Genomic DNA, 17,510 nt, shown 5'->3' with positions numbered 1-17,510 from the left:
GACGCTCCGAAAACCGCGCTCCGCGCTCGCCCAAGCCGCTCCAAGCCCCGCTCCAAGCGAGGCCCTTCCCCAGCAAGTCCCAACATTTCGGATACAGGCAACGCCCTCGCCCACCGCTAGCGGTCCACCACGTCGAGCTCGGGCCATTGCTGCAGCTTGCGGTGCAAGGTACGCCTCGAGATCCCCAGCAAGGCCGCTGCCCGCGTCCGGTTTCCTCGCGCGTCGGCCAAGGCTTCCCGCAGCAGCCGCTTCTCGTTTTCCTCCTTGTCCAGAGGCGAGACGATCTTGCCCGAGCCGTCCACCGAAGGCCCTTCGCCGCGAAACTTCGACTCCAGGTCGTAGTCGTGGATCACTCCGCCGCGATGAAGCACCACCGCGTTTTCGGCGAAGTTGCGCAGCTCGCGAATGTTGCCCGGCCAGCTGTAGCGCCGCAGGGCCTGGATGGCCCCGGGCTCGAACGTGGGCGGCTCCATCTCGTTCTCCTTCGCAAACTCCTTGAGAAAATGGTTCAAGAGCAACGGCAGGTCTTCCGCCCGGTCGGCCAGCGACGGCATGCGGATCTGCACCACGTTCAAGCGATAGTAGAGGTCCTCGCGAAAGTCGCCCTTCCCCACCATGGCCAAAAGGTCCTTGTTGGTGGCGGCTACGAGACGGGTGTCCACCTTGATCGACTTGCTGCTGCCCAAGCGCTCGAAGGTCCGTTGCTCCAAGAAACGCAGCAGCTTCACTTGGGTCGAAAGGTCGATCTCGCCGATTTCGTCAAGGAACAGGGTCCCGCCTTCCGCCATCTCGAAGCGGCCGATGCGACGCTCCGTCGCCCCCGTAAAGGCACCTCGCTCGTGGCCGAACAGTTCGCTCTCCAGCAAGGCTGCCGGCAAGGCCGCGCAGTGTACCGCCACGAAGGGCCCCTTGGAGCGATTCGAATTCTGGTGGATGGCCTGGGCAATCAGCTCCTTGCCGGTGCCGGTCTCGCCTTCTATTAAGACACTGGCACGGGAAGGAGCCACCAGCTTGACCCGGTCGATCACCTTCATCAGCTCCGAGGAGTTGCCCACAATTCCCTCGAAATTGAACTTCACATCCAGGCGCTCGTGCAGCTGGGCGACCTCCGTCTCCAAGCTCTTGGACTTGAGGGCCCGCTTGATCAGAATCTCCAGCTTCTCCAAGTTGACCGGCTTGGTAAGGAAGTCGTAGGCCCCGCGCTTCATGGCCTCCACCGCCGAATCCACGTCTCCGTAAGCTGTCATCATGATGACCGGCGGCCGGTTCGCTAGGCCTAGAGCCTTGTCGATCACCTTCATGCCCGACTTGCCCGGCATGCGCAGGTCCGTGAGCACCAGATCGAAGGATTCCGATTCCATCAAATTAAAGGCCTCGTCGGCGTTTTCGGCGAGGTAAACGTCGTAGGAGTCCTCCAGCACTTGCATCAAGCCCTCGCGGGTGTGACGCTCGTCGTCCACAATGAGAATAGTTGGCACCATTCCCACTAACCTAGGCTAGAAGCCCCGCAGGTCAAGTGTGCAAGTTTGTCTCAAAGGACCTCGAACGCGCTTTTCGAGCGCCGCTCCGGGCAAGGACTTAAGCTTCCAGCATCACCAGCTTGCGATTCCGCTTCGGCAGCTCGATAGTCACTACGGTTCCGACCCCTTCCTGGCTGTCGATACCGACTTGTCCGCCGTGCCCGCGCACGATGCGCTGCACGATCATCAAGCCCAGCCCGGATCCGGACTTCTTGGTAGTGTGGTAAGGTTGGAAGACCCGCGAAAGGTCGGACTGGCGAATGCCCTCCCCCGAATCCCCGAATCGCAGGTAGATCCGCTCCTCGTCCGAACGGGAGACGATCTTGAGCGTTCCACCCGGCCCCATGGCCTCCATGGCGTTCTTTATTAGATTGAAGAAAACCTGCTTCATCTGGTTGCGGTCCGCCCGCACGATCGGAGCCTCGGACACCACTTCCACTTCTACGGTGATGCCGCGATCGTTCAGCTCCGACCCGACCACCTCGAGCACCTCCTCCAGGACCAAGCTGAGGTCCAGGACCTGGAAATCCGGGTCCTGCGGACGGATCGCCTCCAGGAAGTTCTTGATGATCCCGTCCAAGCGCTCGACCTCGCCGCGACAGACGTTCAGGGAGCGGCTCAGCTTGTCCGTGCCCGGGCGATCTTCCAACTTCTTGAGCTGCCGCTCCATCAACTGCAGGTGAATGGTCAAGGAATTCAGCGGGTTGCCCAGCTCGTGGGCCACCCCTGCCGCCAAAAGCAGGATCGACGCGATTTTCTCGGACTCGATGGTCTCGTCCTTGGATATCTTCTCGCTGGTAACATCCGACAACATCACCACGAACTGCTTCTCGTCGTCGCCCACCGGTTCCTTGAAAGGCAGGAAATAGATACGCACGAAGCGCCGCTCCGGATAGGTCAGCTCCAACTCCCGCGAGCTGATGGAGTCCCGCAACGGTTCCCCCTCCTCCAGTCCCAAAGAGTCGCGCAGCCCGGGAATGAGGCGCCAGAGCAAGGTCGTGCCCAGCTCGCTGTCGCTCAAGCCGATCATGCGCTGCCCGGACTCGTTCGCGTACTGCACCTCGCCTTCCTCGTCCACCACCAGGATCCCCTCCAGGGCCGTGTTGAATACCGTTTCCAGGTAAGCGCGCTCGCGGGCCAGTTTTTGGGCCAAGTTCGTGAGGTTGGTCGTATCGAGACTTTCGATGCGCCCCAGTACGCGGTCGAGGGAGGATTCTTTCTTTGCCATAATAGAAAACGCTGCTGCGAAGGTGTTTAGACCGTTCCATTCCCGCTTGGCAACCTTTCGACGCGTTTGGCCACCCTTAACTAATAGCTACTATTAGATTTCAAGAGTCCCGCCGACAAAGTCCGGTCCTGCTTGATTTATGTAAATTCAGTCCCTTATCTCACTCGCGATTCATATGAGATCCTATCAGTGCCTAATCTGGATCGGCGTCTTAAGCGCGTCGCTCACCTTGCCTACCGGCTGCCGTAAACCCGAAGTGAAGATTTACGACGTCGAGAAAGGCTCCAGCGCGTCCCAGCTGCCGCTTGCGCAGTCGACTCCCTCCCAGCCCCAAACGGATCCCATCGCGTGGACTCCCGCCGCCCATTGGAAAGAGCTGCCGCCCACCCAGTTCCGCAAAGGCAACTACCTTTACACCGACCCAGCCGGCTCCGCCGAGATCACCGTCACCGCCTTTCCCGGCGACACCGGCGGGCTGCTCGCCAACGCGAACCGTTGGCTCCGCCAAGCCTCCCTTCCCGAAATCACCGAGGAGGAACTCGCAAAAATCACCGTCGAAGTCGACCTAGCCGACAAGGCCACCGCCTTCGTGCTGGACCTCAAGGCCAGCGCCAAAGCGCAATCCTCCAACCGCGTCTACGCCGCCGTCGTCCCCTACCAAGGCCAAAGCTGGTTCTTCAAGATGTCCGGCCCCTACAGCACCGTGCAAAGCCAGATCCCCGCTTTCAGCGCCTTCCTACGCGGATTGCGCTTCGGCGAGGACGCCGCGTCCGCCAACAGCATCCCAGGCCACAATCACGGCGAACACCTCGGCGATCTCGCCTTCACCGCCCCCGCCGGTTGGGTCGAATCGCCCGGAAACTCTATCCGCATCGCCAGCTACACCATCGTCAAGGAAGGCTACCCACCCGCAGACTTCGCCATCACCTCCTTCCCCGGCGACACCGGAGGCTTGGTAGCCAACGTCAATCGCTGGCGCGGCCAAATCGGACTCGCCCCCTGGAGCCCCGCCCAAGTCCAGGCCGCCGTCCAAACGCTCAAGAACCCAGCCGGACTGGAATTCAAGGTTTTCGAACTCAAGCCCGACTCCAACAGCGAAAATTCGGTATCTGACGAATGGATACGCGTCGCCATCATGGAAAAGGGAGGCAAATCCTGGTTCTTCAAGCTCAAGGGCGACGCCGTTCTGGTAGATTTGCAACGCGATGAATTCAAATCCCTCCTCCAAAGCGTCCACTTCAGCCACGCAGGGCATAACCACTAAAGGACGCAGCTGCGTTTCAACGACATGAAGCCACTTCTCAAACTACTCGCATCGCTCGAGCTGACCATCGGAGCATTCGTGCTCGCCATGGTCCTCATCCTCTTCGGAACGATCGACCAAGCGAACCTTGGCATCCACGGAGCCACCGAAAAGTATTTTTATACTGTATTCGTCACGCAATACATCCCGGCGATCGATATCAACGTGCCCTACATGCCCGGCGGCTACCTCATCGGCTTCGCCTTGCTCGTCAACATGACCGCCGCCATGATCTACCGCTTCCGCCTCAGTACCCAGAAGATCGGGATCTGGATGGTACACCTCGGTTTCGTTCTCCTGCTGCTCGGCGAATTCATCTCCAGCGTCTTCCAGGAAGAAGCCAGCCTCACCATCGACGAAGGGCAAACCGTGGACTTCACCGAAAGCTTCCGCGACTCCGAGCTCGCGATCATCGACACCACCTATCCCGACAAGGACCGCGTCTACGCCATCCCGCAAGCCATGCTGGAACGCAAGCAGCAGATCGCCATCGACGAGCTTCCCTTTAACATCAGCGTCGACGAGTTCATGCCCAACTCCGTCGTCCAGCGCCGCAACGAATCGACTCCCGACTTCGCGCGGCTCGCCAACCGCGGCATCGGCCTCCAAGCCTACGCCATCCAAGTCCCCGAGACAGGCAAGATGAACGACCGCAACGTTCCCGCAGCCATCATCACCCTCTTTTCGAAGAGCAACGGCCAAGAGGACCCCGAGGTGCTCGGCACCTGGCTCGTCCGCGAGTTCATCCCGAACCAAACCGTGACGTACCAAGACCGCGAATACACGATCCTGATGCGGCGCGAGCGGGAGATGATCAACTACGCCATCACTCTCAAGGACTTCAGCCACGACCGCTACCTCGGCACCAATATTCCGAAGAACTTCTCTAGCGACGTAACGGTACACGACAAGACCACCGGCCTCGAGCAGGACTTCCTCATCTACATGAACAACCCGCTGCGCTACGACGACCTAACCTTCTACCAGCAAGGATTCATGAACGACGACAAGACCACCATCCTGCAAGTCGTCCGCAATCCCGGCCGCAGCCTTCCCTACATATCCTGTACCATAATGACACTGGGCTTAGTCGTCCAATTCGGACTCAGCCTGCAACGCTTCTCCAAGAAAAGAAAGAAAGTCGCCGCATGAAACGCAGCCTTTTCACCATAATCGCCCTGTGCCTCTTCTTCGGCACGATCTACTCGAACTACAAGCGGCAGACTCCCAAGTCCCCCCTCGACTACGATTCCCTCGGCAAAGTGCCAGTCGTCCTGAACGGACGTATCCAACCACTGGATTCAGTGGCGAGAAACACCTTGCTCGCCATCAACGGAAAAAGCACCGCCACCTACCAGGACGGAAGCCGCCACAAGCCCATCGAATGGCTCGCGGAAGTACTCTTCCAGCCCCAGCTCGCGGTCGATCGCCCGGTATTCAGAATCCACGACGACGGCCTGCGGGCCATCCTTCCCTACAAGGAGCCGGACCAGAGCGGAAACATGATCAAGAGAATGATTCTCGGGTCAGGCAGCAGCCACCACTACTATTCGCTCAACGAGATCCGCACCGCCTACGATAAGATTCGCCAAGACGCCATCGAAGCATCCGAAATTGAAGGCCAGCTGCGCAACCGCTACCAAAACGCGGTCGTCAACTTGGCCAACAACGTCATCCGCTTCTACAACCTGACCCGCACCGTCCACCACGGAGAATCGCCGAGCTTCGTCGACGAGCTCACCGCCCTGCAGACAATCATCCCTGCCGCGATCGAAGAAACCGAAAAGCAGCAACGCGGCGAAGAGTTCGATTCCTCCAAGCTGAGCCCCATGCTCGGCTTCATGCAGGTCTACCGCACTTTCGAGTCCGAAGCCCTCTTCTTCACCCATCCCATGCCTCCCGTGGAAGGCGAGCAGACTTGGAAGAAGATGAGCGTCGCCCTCGATGAAATCACGCGCGACGGCAAACCCAGCGAAATCACCCAGCTCTACGCGACCCTCGTCGACTCCTATCGTCAAGGCGACGCCGCCACCTTCAACCAGGCCGTGCCCCAGCTCCTATCCGCCATCGAGAGCATCGACTCCGAGGCAGCGAGCAAGGCCAAGGCGGAGCGGCTCTTCAACTACCTAAGCCCCTTCTATGTATCCATCGTTGGATACGTGATCGTTCTGCTCTTGGCCGTTTTCTCCTGGCCACTTGCCTCCCAAGGTCTCAACCGAGCCGCCTACTGGACCACCGTCGCCGTATTCGCCTTCCATACCATCGGCATGGGATTCCGCGTCTACATCATCGACTACGCCCCCGTCATCAACCTCTACTCCTCCGCCATCTACGTCGGCTGGGGCGCCACCTTGCTCGCCCTTATCATCGAAAAGCTCTTCAAGAACGGCATCGGCAGCTTCGTGGCCTCGGTCATCGGCATCGGCAGCCTCATCGTCGCCCACCACCTCATCGACGGCAAGGACACCCTCGAGCAAATGAAGGCCGTGCTCGACTCCAACTTCTGGCTCACGGTACACGTGCTCACCGTCACCTTCGGCTACGCATCCACCTTCTTCGCCGGATTCGTGGCGATCTTCTACGTCATCGCCGGCCTCACCACCAACCTCATCACCAAGCAGATCGCCAAGATGCTCTCCTCGGTCGTCTTCGGCATCGTCTGCTTCTCCACCTTGTTCAGCTTCTTCGGCACCGTAACGGGCGGCATCTGGGCCGACCAGTCCTGGGGACGCTTCTGGGGCTGGGACCCCAAGGAAAACGGAGCCATCCTTCTGGTGCTCTGGAACGTCATCATTCTGCACGCCCGCTGGGGAGGCTTCGCCAAAACCCGTGGCATCATGGCCATGGCCATCTTCGGCAACGTCGTTACCAGCTGGTCCTGGATGGGGACAAACATGCTAGGGATCGGACTGCACTCCTACGGATTCATGAATTCAGCATTCCAGTACCTCGCTGGATTCTGGATACTGCAGCTCGTCTTCATCCTGCTCGCCTACATCCCGCAAAACCGCTGGAAAAGCCCAGTCAACGGATAAGGGCGGTTGCCAAAGAAGCGCCTTAGAATAAGCTAAGTATCCAAAAAACAACGCTTCCCCCATGCCAAACCGTTCGCCCCACGAAGTAAAGCCTGGCGCCGTACTCGCAGACGACGTCTACAATTTGGACGCCAGGCTGCTCTTCCCCGGCGGGACGAAACTAACGGAAAAGAAGATCGAAATCCTCATGATGTGGGGCGTGGAAACCGTCCCCATCAAAGGCCAGCCCGACTCCCAGCAGAGCGTAGCCATCGAACTCTTTTCCAACACCGCCAAACACGACGCGGAGCTGGAAGTCCAAAAACGCTTCAAGCTCGTCAAGTCCTCCCACCCAGTCGTCGTAGCCATCAGGGAAATCGCAGTCCTCGAAGCCGCGAAATCGTCGGACCACCCCATCTAGTCGCCGTGAACTCCCTCCTCAATCCCGTACTCGAAGACGCAGACAAGTTCCCGCCCCTTCCTCCCATCGCCCTCGCTATCGAGGACGCCGTAGACAGCCCCGAATCGTCGTTCGAAGACATCGCCCGCATCGTCGAGTCCGATGCGGAACTCGCCGCTCGCTTCCTAGCCTTGGCAAACTCCTGCTTCTACAACTACCCCGTCGCCATCGCCAACATCCCCGACGCCCTGAGCGTGATCGGACTTCGCAATACCCGCAACATCAGCATCGCCCTCTCCCTGCCAGCTCGCCTCAAGCTCACACCCGAGTTCCCCGTACCCACGGAAAGGTTTTGGCGGCACAGCATAGCGGTAGGACTCTGCGCTCGCCTCATCGCCCTCGAAAGCCGCGACGCCAATACGGAGCGCCACTTCCTTGCCGGCTACCTGCACAAGATCGGCCGCCCCCTCATCGCGCAGCTTTTCCCCGAAGAAGCAAAAAGCATCTACAAGCGTACCCGCAAAAAGGATACGCACTACCAAACCGCTGCCCAATCCCTGCTCGGCTTCGACGAATCGGAAGTCGGAGCCGCCGCCCTGCAGCACTGGCGATTTCCCGAAAACATCAGCACCCTCGTCCGCCACCACAACAAGCCCGTCCTCGCCCGCACCCATGTGCGCGGCGTGAGTTTCGTGCACATTGCCAACTTCATCGTATCCGCCCTCAACCTAGGAGACTCCGGCGACCGCTTCGTGCCCGAGTTCTCCGAAGCGGCATGGGGTTTCGGAAACTTCGACGAATCCAAGCTCTCGCACGTCATCGAGGAGCTGCTCCGCCAAGTCGACAGCGTTTGCCACGTTTTCCTAGCTCCGGACCCGGGACAGAAGTAGCCCATGGATAACAGACCTCAAGATAAGCACGAGCAGATTCAAAGCCGCTTCGAAACCCTCGACTTCTTCCAGCGCAAGCTACGGGAAGCCTCCAACGTGCGCGAAGTTATCCAAATCACCGAAAACGAGCTCGATAGTATCCAAGAGTTCGCTACGCTCGGATTCTACCTCGTCGACGAAAAAACCGGCGGATTCGAACTTCACAAGACCCGCCCCACCACCGAGTACGCGTCCTTCCAGTCCGTAGTCCGCAGCGCCATCCGCCAAGGCGCCTTCGCCTGGGCCCTGAGACAGCAAAAGCCGCTCTTTTGGGCGGACGACAAGTCAGGAAAAAAACTCATCCTGCATGCCCTTTCCACGCGGGAGCGCACCCTTGGCATGTTTATCGGACTCTTCGACGAAGTAGACCCCAGCGGACAGCACAACATCGTCCTCAATCAAATTTCTCTCACTCTCACCCTGACCGCGACCACCTTGGACGCGCTCGTATTGAGAAGCGAACTACAGGCTCAAAACCGCAGCCTCGAAGAAACTGTCAACAAGCGCACCGCAGCCTTCCTCAAGGCCAAGGAGGAAGCGGAAAAGGCGAACCTCGCGAAGAGCGAATTCCTCGCCATGATGAGCCACGAGCTCCGAACTCCGATGAATGGAGTCATCGGGTTCGCCTCGCTCTTGCTGGAAACGAACGTCGACGAAGAACAGCGCGACTTCGTCGAAACCATCCGCACCTCCGGGGACGCCCTCCTCACAATAATCAACGACATCCTCGACTTCTCCAAGATCGAAGCCGGTCGCGAAGAGCTGGAGCTGGTTAGTTTCAGCCTAAAGCAACTGCTCCAGGAGGTGCTCAACATCACCTCGCCCATCGCCGCCGGAAAAGGACTCGCCCTCAAGCTCGAATACTCGGACGCGCTGCCGGAGTTCGTGATCGGAGACCCAGGCAAAGTCCGCCAAGTCATCCTCAACCTCGTCAGCAACGCCATCAAATTCACCAACGAAGGCGAAGTCCGGCTCAGGGCTCGAGCGGACGAAACCACAGGCAGCCACTCCATCGTACGTATCAGCGTCATAGATACAGGCATCGGAATCTCCGAAGCCGTACAGAAACGACTCTTCCAACCCTTCACCCAAGCCGATTCGTCCACCCGCAGGAAACACGGCGGAACCGGCCTAGGCCTCGTAATCTCCAAACGCCTCGCCGAAATGATGGGCGGCGATATAACGATCCAAAGCGAAGCGGGCGCCGGCTCTACCTTCACCTTCACCGCCTACCTCGAACCGAGCGTCCAGCAGGAAGAGCAATACTTCGACAATATGCTGCACTTGGAGCCTTCCGAAACGCTCTCCCACCACAAAGTGCTCGTCGCCGAAGACAACATCGGAAACCAGAAGCTCATCCTCGGCATGCTCAAGCGCATCGGCCTCTCGGCCGACACCGCCTCCAACGGGCTCGAAGCCCTCGATCTGTTCTCCAAGAACAAGTACGACCTCATCCTCATGGATTGCCAGATGCCCGAAATGGACGGCTTCGAGACAACCCGCGGAATCCGCCAAAGCGAGAAGGCGAGCGGCGGCCATACCCCCATCATCGCCCTCACCGCCATGTCCTTCAAAGGAGCGCGAGAACGCTGCCTCGAAGCGGGAATGGATGACTACCTTTCCAAACCGCTCGAGATCAAGCCGCTCGCCGCAACCCTAAGAAAATGGGCGAAGCCTGGTGGAGGCCTCGCCCACTAGAAAGGCGCTTAGATTTTCAATACCAGAGCCTCGTCGGACACCGTGAAACGGGCCGTGTCTCCGTCGCCGATCTCGCCGCTGATAATCGCCTTGGCAAGGTCCGTCTGGATCGAGCGCTGGATGAAGCGCCTCAAGGGCCGAGCCCCGTAAACCGGATCGAAGCCTTTCAAGGCGACCCACTTCAACGCCTCCTCGTCGAGCTCCACCGTAATGCGGCGCTCTTCCAAAGTACGGTTCAAGTCGGCCAGCAAGAGCACCACGATCTTTTCGATGTCCTCCAAGTCGAGCGGCCTGAAAATAACCGTCTCGTCGATACGATTGAGGAACTCCGGACGGAAGTTCCGGCGCAGCTCCGTCATCACCGACTCCTTGGTCGAATCCGAGATTTCGCCACCCCCTTGCTCGAGCAGGAATTGGCTGCCGAGATTGGAAGTCATGATCACGATCGTATTCTTGAAGTCCACCAGGCGACCTTGGGAATCGGTTACTCGTCCGTCGTCCAAGATCTGTAGCATGATGTTGAATACATCCGGATGCGCCTTTTCCACCTCGTCGAAGAGGATGACCGAATACGGCTTGCGGCGGACGGCCTCGGTGAGCTGGCCACCTTCCTCGTAGCCGACGTACCCCGGAGGGGCGCCGATCAGGCGCGCCACCGCGTGACGCTCCATGTATTCGCTCATGTCGATTCGGATAATCGCGTCTTCGCTGTCGAACAACGTGCTGGCAAGCGTCTTCACCAGCTCGGTCTTGCCTACCCCGGTGGGACCGAGGAACATGAAGCTGCCGATCGGCCGCTTCGGATCCTTGATGCCGGCCCGAGCTCGCAAAATCGCTTCCGTCACGTAGCGGATCGCTTCCGGCTGACCGATCACTCGCTTCTCCAATGCGTCATCGAGGTGGAGCAGCTTTTGGCGTTCCCCTTCGATCAGCTTCGCGACAGGAACTCCCGTCCATTTGGATACGATATCCGCGATCTCTTCCTGCGAAACCTCCTCCTTCAGCAAGGAGCGTTCGCTGTGCTTCGCTTCCGCCGCCGACAAGCGGGCCTCCAGCTGCGGCAAGCGTCCGTGCTTGAGCTCCGCGGCCTTGTTCAGGTCGTAGGCTCGCTCCGCCCGCTCGATCTCGGCTTTCGTCGACTCGATCTCTTCGCGCAGCTTCTGCAGTTCGGAAATCACTTCCTTCTCCGCATTCCAGATCTGGCGCTGCGCCTTTTCCTCTTCCTTCAAGTCAGCGATTTCGCGCTGCACCCCTGCGAGACGTTCCTTGGACGCCGTATCCGTTTCTTGGATCAAGGCAGCCTCTTCGATCTCCAGCTGCATCAAGCGACGCGTCAAGGTATCCAACTCTTCCGGCAAGCTATCCATCTCGGTACGGATCGCCGCGCAGGCCTCGTCTACCAAGTCGATCGCCTTGTCGGGCAAGAACCGGTCCGTGATGTAGCGATTGGAAAGCACCGTCGCAGTCACCAAAGCGTTGTCCTGGATCCGCACCCCGTGGTGCACCTCGAAACGCTCCTTCAAGCCGCGCAAAATGGATATCGTATCTTCCACGCTAGGCTGGTCGACCAGCACGCTTTGGAAGCGGCGTTCCAAGGCCGCGTCCTTTTCGATGTAGCGACGGTATTCGTCCAAAGTCGTGGCGCCGATACAGTGCAACTCGCCGCGGGCCAGCATGGGCTTGAGCAAGTTTCCGGCATCCATCGCCCCGTCGGTCTTGCCCGCTCCCACGATGGTGTGCAACTCGTCGATGAACAACAGGATCTGCCCGTCGCTCGACTTCACTTCCTGCAGCACCGCCTTCAAGCGTTCCTCGAACTCGCCGCGAAACTTCGCCCCGGCGATAAGGGCTCCCATATCGAGCGAAAAAACCGTCTTTTCCTTCAGGCCTTCGGGCACGTCGCCCCGCACGATGCGCTGGGCCAGTCCTTCGGCGATGGCCGTCTTGCCCACCCCTGGCTCACCGATCAAAACCGGATTGTTCTTGGTTTTGCGGGAAAGGATCCGGATCACGCGGCGGATCTCGTCGTCGCGCCCAATCACGGGATCCATCTTTCCGGACCGGGCACGCTCCACCAGATCCGTGCCGTACTTTTCCAAGGCCTGATAGGTCGCCTCTGGGTTCTGCGAGGTCACGCGCTGGTTGCCGCGCACCGACTTCAAGGCACCCATGATCTTGGCCCGATCCAGCCCGAAGCTCTTGAGCACGTTCGCCAAGGCCACCGGCTTTTGCACCGTCGCAAGGGCCAAGAGCAGGTGCTCGACGCTGATGAATTCATCCTTCAACGACTTTGCTTCCTCCTCGGCCTTGGTGTACACCTCGTTGGTCGCCTGCGTTATGAAAATCTTGGAGCTGTCCACGCTGCCGGACACCTTTGGAAGGCGGTCGAGCTCGCGGTCCAGAGCCAGCGAGAGAGCGTTGGACGACAAGTCCAGCTTCTTCAGCACGCCCTCCACGATCCCCTTGTCCTGTTCCGTCAATGCCGCCAAAAGGTGAAGCGTATCGACTTCATTGTTCTGCTTGCGCCGGGCAATGGCTTGGGCCGCAGTCAAAGCGTTGCGGGCCATCTCTGTAAGTCTGTTCGGGTCAATCATTTCGTGTATTCCTCCATCGCTTCTCTCCTTCGCACATTCCGTACCCGGCGTCACGGGGCAGCGCGACTATCGGGTATAAAAACCGTAAGCTGCTAATATTTATGAAGTTGCAACATTTTGCGAGCTTTGAGTTTCGCCTGTATCCGGACACAAAAAAACGGCCAGTGCGACACACTGACCGTTCTTAAATTCAGGTGGGACGCTTAGCTGTCACACTAAATGCCCTCGCCACCCACGCCGGAAACGCGCTCTTCCGATTCGCTCGAATCGTCCATGCTCAAGTCCGAGGAGCCCGGCAAGTGGATGCCTGCGACCATCCGCTGAATCTCCACAGGCGGCGGAGGCGTCAAGGCGCTGACCAAGAAGGTCACCGCGAAGTTGATCAGCATTCCCACGAAACCGATCCCTTCCGGCGTGATTCCGAAGAGGTACTGGCTCGCCGTTCCGCCCAGGAACTGGAAGTAGATAATGTAGCTGATCGTGAATACGATGCCGCAAAGCATTCCGGACACCGCCCCCTGCTTGTTCACCCGCTTCGAGAAGATCCCCATCAGCAAGGTCGGAAAAAACGAGGACGCCGCCAAACCGAAGGCGAAGGCCACCGTCTTGGCGATGAAGGCGGAAGGCGGATTGATGCCGAAATACGCCGCTACCGCCAAGGCCACGAAGGAGGCCGCACGAGCGTAGTTGACCTCCTCCTTGTCGCTCAGCGACGGCTTCACGATCTTCTTCATCAGGTCGTGCGAAATCGAAGTAGAAAGCACCAGCAACAAGCCCGCCGCCGTAGACAGGGCAGCCGCGATACAACCAGCCATCAAGAGAGCAACCACCCACTTCGGCAAGCCAGCCATCTGCGGATTCGCCATCACCATGATGTCGTTTCCAAACCACAGCTCGTTCGGATTGGTAACGTCCGCCTTGTTGGCCAAAAGTCGTTCGCCATACTCGCCCCTTAGCTGACTGGCAGGCGCGTCGTCGGCAGGATACATCGGCCCCTTGCCCACGAACACATCGTTCGATCCCGTATCGGATTTTCCAGGACCGAAGTACTGGATCATGCCATCACCATTCTTGTCGACCCAAGCCATTTGGCCGGTGCTCTCGAACTCTTGAAACCAGCTCGGCGCCTCCTGGTAGCTGGTATTGTGCAGCTTCGAAATGAGGTTCACCCGGGAAAACGCTCCAATGGCAGGCGCCGTCAGGTAAATGACCGAGATGAACAGCAAGGTCCAGCAAGCGGACTTGCGCACCGAAGCGACGTTCTTAACGGTGAAGAAGCGCACGATCACGTGAGGCAAGCCCGCGGTGCCGCACATCAAGGCCGCAGTGATACAAAACATATTCACCTTGTCCATCTTGCCCGCCGTAAACTCGCTAAATCCGAGCTCGGTGTTTATATTATTTATCTTCTCTAAGAACGGAATCTTCGCGCCCTCCAAGGTAAAGTCGCCGATCAAGCCGAGCTGAGGCACAAAGTTATTCGTCAGGGCAATCGCTATAAAGATAGCCGGGATCGTATAGGCAAACGCCATCACGCAGTATTGGGCAACCTGCGTGTAGGTGATCCCTTTCATCCCCCCCAAACCAGCGTAGAAAAATACAATACTGGCGCCGACCAGCACTCCCGACTGAATCTTAATCCCAAACAACTGGGAGAAGACCACGCCAACGCCACGCATCTGCCCCATGATATAAGTCATGCAAATAAAGATCGCGCAGACGACAGCCACGCCGCGAGCCAGCTTCGAATAGTAGCGATCGCCAATGAAATCCGGAACGGTCGGCTTTCCAAACTTCCGTAGATACGGCACCATCAGCACGGTCAGCAATACGAAACCGCCGGTCCAGCCCATCAAGAAGCGGGATGCATCGTAACCGCTAATAGCGACCGTACCAGCCATCGAGATGAAGGTCGCCGCCGACATCCAATCCGCCGCAGTTGCCATCCCGTTCGCAAAAGGAGATACGCCGCCCCCCGCCGTATAGTATTCCTTGGTGGAAGAAGCGCGGGAGGCGACCGCTATGAAAATGTATAAACCGAAACTAAGTCCGATGAATATGAAATTGAGCAAATCTTGGGACATCGCTTATAATATTAGTTTCCTTCGCCTTGGTTGAGCTTGCGATCAAGCCGGTTCATCCACGCGGCATAAACCACCAGCACGATCACGAAACAGATAACCGCGCCCTGCTGGGCCATCCAAAATCCAAAGGGAGCGTTCCCCACGCGCGGAGCGTTGGCGTCCAGCCAGTCGCGAAAGAGGATGCCACAGCCGTAGCTAACGAAGAACCATATCGGCAAGAGCACGAATATCACCCGCAGGCTCGCCTTCCGGTAGACGATTTGACGTTCCAAGTCTTGCTTTTCTCCAGACGCAGAACTTCCCGCGCTGGACCCGACGGAAGATGGATCACTCATAAAGGTATTGGATGGATTGGGGCTAAATCTTAAAGGGGAAAAGGTGTCCGCTAACTGAACGGATCCTCCCATTCCCAGCAAGGTAAAAGTCCCCAAGTTCTAATCAGACAGTTCAGTCTAACTAATAACCCAGCCGAAGGAGCCCGCTCGAATCACCTTTCTGGATACATCCCGACAAAGCCCGGCGCTCGCAAGCGACCATCCCGAGATAGCAAGTCTCCCGACCACCGGGACACAAAAAAGGAGAGCCGAACGGCTCTCCTTTCGAAATATCTATCTGCGGACTACGAATGGCCGGAGCCTTACTTCTCCTCCGCCTTCGCCTCTTCGGTTTCGGCAGACGGTTCGGTTTCGGCGGACGGTTCCGCTTCCGCGGTTGGCTTCACTGCGGCAGGCGCGTCGCTTTCCTTCGATGCTTCCGGCTCTTCCGCTGCCGGGGCAGCCGCTTCCGGAGCTTCTGGAACGGGAGTTTGAGCTCCTGCTGCCGCCACTTCCGCCTCGCTCGCCACCGCTTCAGCCGCAGGCTCAGCTGTGGCTTCATCCTTAGTGCCCGTCTCGACTGCAGTCGCCGACGCTTCCGTCTCGCTTGGAGCTTCCGCTTCAGCTGGCTTTTCCGCGACAGCCTCCGTTTTGGGCGTCTCGGCTGCGGCCTGCGGGGCCTCGGCGGGCTTCGCCTTCGGCGCAGAGGCTTGCGGCTTAGCGGAACCTGTTTCCAGAACTGGTTGGGCGAACAGCGTGTCGTCCTCGAAGTGACTGACGTAGCCATCCGCGATGAGCCAATGCAAATCGCGCACAACCTTCTTCTCGTCCATCACCTCTTCGATCCCCTCCGACTTGAGCCATTCCTGGTAGGCGGCAGGCATTTCCTTGGCCTTGGTCAACTGGTTCGCCTCGAGGAAGCGGATGATCCGATCCAAATCCGGCGACATGACTTGTCCCGGCGAACGGAAATTTCTCTTGGTAGAGCAAACGTAGGTGATCCCCTTCGCTCCCTTCTTATAGATGCTGAACTTTTCGCGGCGCATGCGGCCACGGATCGCGTTGGCCGCGTCCAAGGGGAATCGCTGCTGACGCTGACGCTCGCCGTCCATCGCCTTGAACGCTTCGCTGTCCTTGTACTGCTCGAGTACGTTGCCAGCAACCCGAGCGTAATTGACCTGCTTCACGACCTTTCCCTTAAGAGACGTACGCAAGTAGGCCATCGCCTCCTCCACGGAGTTGCAGACCTTAGGCTCCTCGCCCTCGGGCGCTTCCTTAGCCGTGTAGCGAGTCGCCTTCTTTTGGCTTTCCAGCCATTGGGCGACCACTTCCTCTTCGCGCACCGTCTCGATCGAGCTTTGCAGCTTTTCGAACGACATGTTTGGCAAACGGGTACGGTGGTGGTTCAGCAGGGCTGCCTCGTACTTGTGGTAGTTAGGCGGTCCCAGCAGCTCCTTGGTAAAGGGGCAACGGTTCACGAAGGGGAAGTTTCCGCTCGGGGGCTCGACCTCGACTTCTTCGATAGTGAAAAACTCGCCCGCATGGTGAGCCATAGCATGGGCAATTGCCTCTTCGTCGTTCGCGAAAGGCATGTTGTCGATGGCGCAAATGGAAACCTTTTCCGGCTTCTGCCCTTCCGCAGCCTTGCGAGTGATGCTGGCGATGAAGCGGTCCGGCTTCTCCATGAACAACTTCGCCACCTGAAACAGCTCGTAGGTCATGTGGTTTCCGCGCATCGCCTTGATGATCGCCGAAAAGCAATTGTCCTCCGGATAGAAGCAAACGTCGAATACGGGGCTCTCGTAAGGATGGAATGGAGGGCGCGGCGCGTCATGACGAGCGCGACCTCTTGGGCGACGGCCGCCTTGTTCTCGCGGCTGGCGATCGCCCTGCGGCTGCTCTGCCCCGGCGCCTTCGGGGCGCGGCGAACGCGGCGGACGGCGGTCCTTGCGGGCTGGGCCACTCGAGCCGGGCCTGCGACCGGAGCGCTCGCCGCTCCGAGGTCCGCCCCTGCCAGAGCGTGGCTTCCCCGAATCAGGAGAGGATTTGCTCGCTGCGGTCCACTGGGTACCGAAGCTGAAGCTTTGTAGGTCTGAAAGGTCAACCGAGTCTTGCTTCGGTTCCTCGTTGGAATCCTTGGGTGTGGAGTCAGGCATCTGAGATTTTGAAAAGGCGCCGCAGAAATGGCATCCTGTTATTTGTAGTTCTAGAGAAGTCGCTTACGAAGGACGAAAAGGGGATATTGGCAGAGGTTTTAACTAGGTTGCTTCGGGAGAATCAACCCAATACGAAGAAATATGAGAAATGTTCATTTTCGCGCTTTACAAGGCCCCTTAGATCTCCATTTCTTTGCGACCTCAATCATCTTGCTCAGGTGGTGGAATTGGTAGACACGTACGCTTGAGGGGCGTATGGCGCAAGCCGTG

The 17,510-nt window shown here is 58.6% G+C and carries 12 protein-coding genes; 6 read left to right on the top strand and 6 right to left on the bottom strand.

The genetic code is table 11. The features are described from left to right. Positions 1-116: 116 nt before the first annotated feature. Together QEH57_RS17355 and QEH57_RS17350 are read right to left on the bottom strand one after the other, a co-directional pair. A complete protein-coding gene (locus QEH57_RS17355; RefSeq protein ID WP_309008038.1) occupies positions 117-1,481 on the bottom strand; it encodes a sigma-54 dependent transcriptional regulator in 1,365 nt (454 codons plus the stop codon). Positions 1,482-1,578: 97 nt separating this feature from the next. Continuing rightward, positions 1,579-2,748 (bottom strand): ATP-binding protein, encoded by a 1,170-nt coding sequence (locus tag QEH57_RS17350; RefSeq protein WP_309008037.1) that lies wholly within the window; start codon positions 2,746-2,748, stop codon positions 1,579-1,581. A 175-nt stretch (positions 2,749-2,923) separates the two neighbouring features. Between QEH57_RS17350 and QEH57_RS17345 the strand changes: the two genes are divergently transcribed. The 6 genes from QEH57_RS17345 (at position 2,924) to QEH57_RS17320 (ending at position 10,092) form a co-directional block, all read left to right on the top strand. Next, positions 2,924-4,012, top strand: a complete 1,089-nt coding sequence (locus QEH57_RS17345; protein WP_309008036.1) for a hypothetical protein — start codon at positions 2,924-2,926, stop codon at positions 4,010-4,012. Positions 4,013-4,036: 24 nt separating this feature from the next. Further along, a complete protein-coding gene (locus QEH57_RS17340; protein ID WP_309008035.1) occupies positions 4,037-5,203 on the top strand; it encodes a cytochrome c biogenesis protein ResB in 1,167 nt (388 codons plus the stop codon). After that, a complete protein-coding gene (gene ccsA / locus QEH57_RS17335; RefSeq protein ID WP_309008034.1) occupies positions 5,200-7,086 on the top strand; it encodes a cytochrome c biogenesis protein CcsA in 1,887 nt (628 codons plus the stop codon). Before QEH57_RS17340 ends, ccsA begins: the two co-directional genes overlap by 4 nt. Positions 7,087-7,147: 61 nt before the next feature. Beyond that, positions 7,148-7,486, top strand: coding sequence for a hypothetical protein (locus QEH57_RS17330; protein WP_309008033.1), 339 nt, complete (start codon positions 7,148-7,150; stop codon positions 7,484-7,486). Between the two features lie 5 nt (positions 7,487-7,491). Beyond that, complete coding sequence (locus QEH57_RS17325; RefSeq protein WP_309008032.1) at positions 7,492-8,355, top strand: HDOD domain-containing protein; 864 nt, start codon at positions 7,492-7,494, stop codon at positions 8,353-8,355. 3 nt (positions 8,356-8,358) lie between these two features. Beyond that, positions 8,359-10,092, top strand: a complete 1,734-nt coding sequence (locus QEH57_RS17320; RefSeq protein ID WP_309008031.1) for an ATP-binding protein — start codon at positions 8,359-8,361, stop codon at positions 10,090-10,092. Positions 10,093-10,100: 8 nt separating this feature from the next. Here the strand turns inward: QEH57_RS17320 and clpB are convergent, their stop codons facing one another. The 4 genes from clpB to QEH57_RS17300 all read right to left on the bottom strand — a co-directional run bounded on the left by clpB (position 10,101) and on the right by QEH57_RS17300 (position 17,240). Next, positions 10,101-12,683, bottom strand: a complete 2,583-nt coding sequence (gene clpB, locus QEH57_RS17315) for an ATP-dependent chaperone ClpB (protein WP_343224810.1) — start codon at positions 12,681-12,683, stop codon at positions 10,101-10,103. Between the two features lie 218 nt (positions 12,684-12,901). Then, positions 12,902-14,770 (bottom strand): sodium:solute symporter family protein, encoded by a 1,869-nt coding sequence (locus tag QEH57_RS17310; protein WP_309008029.1) that lies wholly within the window; start codon positions 14,768-14,770, stop codon positions 12,902-12,904. A gap of 11 nt (positions 14,771-14,781) precedes the next feature. Then, complete coding sequence (locus QEH57_RS17305) at positions 14,782-15,105, bottom strand: DUF4212 domain-containing protein (protein WP_309008028.1); 324 nt, start codon at positions 15,103-15,105, stop codon at positions 14,782-14,784. Positions 15,106-15,407: 302 nt separating this feature from the next. Continuing rightward, positions 15,408-17,240 carry a hypothetical protein gene (locus QEH57_RS17300; RefSeq protein WP_309008027.1) on the bottom strand — a complete coding sequence of 611 codons (1,833 nt, stop codon included), beginning with the start codon at positions 17,238-17,240 and terminating at the stop codon, positions 15,408-15,410. Between the last annotated feature and the right edge of the window lie 270 nt (positions 17,241-17,510).

This window comes from Pelagicoccus sp. SDUM812005, from assembly GCF_031127875.1.
Lineage (GTDB): Bacteria > Verrucomicrobiota > Verrucomicrobiia > Opitutales > Opitutaceae > Pelagicoccus.
The sequence above is the reverse complement of the archived record's forward strand: the minus strand, read 5'-3'. Positions and strand labels throughout refer to the sequence as shown.

What these genes read in the sequence shown, in the direction of transcription:
- QEH57_RS17355 (WP_309008038.1), bottom strand. Translation starts at nt 1,481, where the DNA reads ATGGTGCCAACTATTCTCATTGTGGACGACGAGCGTCACACCCGCGAG.
- QEH57_RS17350 (WP_309008037.1), bottom strand. Translation starts at nt 2,748, where the DNA reads ATGGCAAAGAAAGAATCCTCCCTCGACCGCGTACTGGGGCGCATCGAA.
- QEH57_RS17345 (WP_309008036.1), top strand. Translation starts at nt 2,924, where the DNA reads ATGAGATCCTATCAGTGCCTAATCTGGATCGGCGTCTTAAGCGCGTCG.
- QEH57_RS17340 (WP_309008035.1), top strand. Translation starts at nt 4,037, where the DNA reads ATGAAGCCACTTCTCAAACTACTCGCATCGCTCGAGCTGACCATCGGA.
- ccsA (WP_309008034.1), top strand. Translation starts at nt 5,200, where the DNA reads ATGAAACGCAGCCTTTTCACCATAATCGCCCTGTGCCTCTTCTTCGGC.
- QEH57_RS17330 (WP_309008033.1), top strand. Translation starts at nt 7,148, where the DNA reads ATGCCAAACCGTTCGCCCCACGAAGTAAAGCCTGGCGCCGTACTCGCA.
- QEH57_RS17320 (WP_309008031.1), top strand. Translation starts at nt 8,359, where the DNA reads ATGGATAACAGACCTCAAGATAAGCACGAGCAGATTCAAAGCCGCTTC.
- QEH57_RS17310 (WP_309008029.1), bottom strand. Translation starts at nt 14,770, where the DNA reads ATGTCCCAAGATTTGCTCAATTTCATATTCATCGGACTTAGTTTCGGT.
- QEH57_RS17305 (WP_309008028.1), bottom strand. Translation starts at nt 15,105, where the DNA reads ATGAGTGATCCATCTTCCGTCGGGTCCAGCGCGGGAAGTTCTGCGTCT.
- QEH57_RS17300 (WP_309008027.1), bottom strand. Translation starts at nt 17,240, where the DNA reads ATGCCTGACTCCACACCCAAGGATTCCAACGAGGAACCGAAGCAAGAC.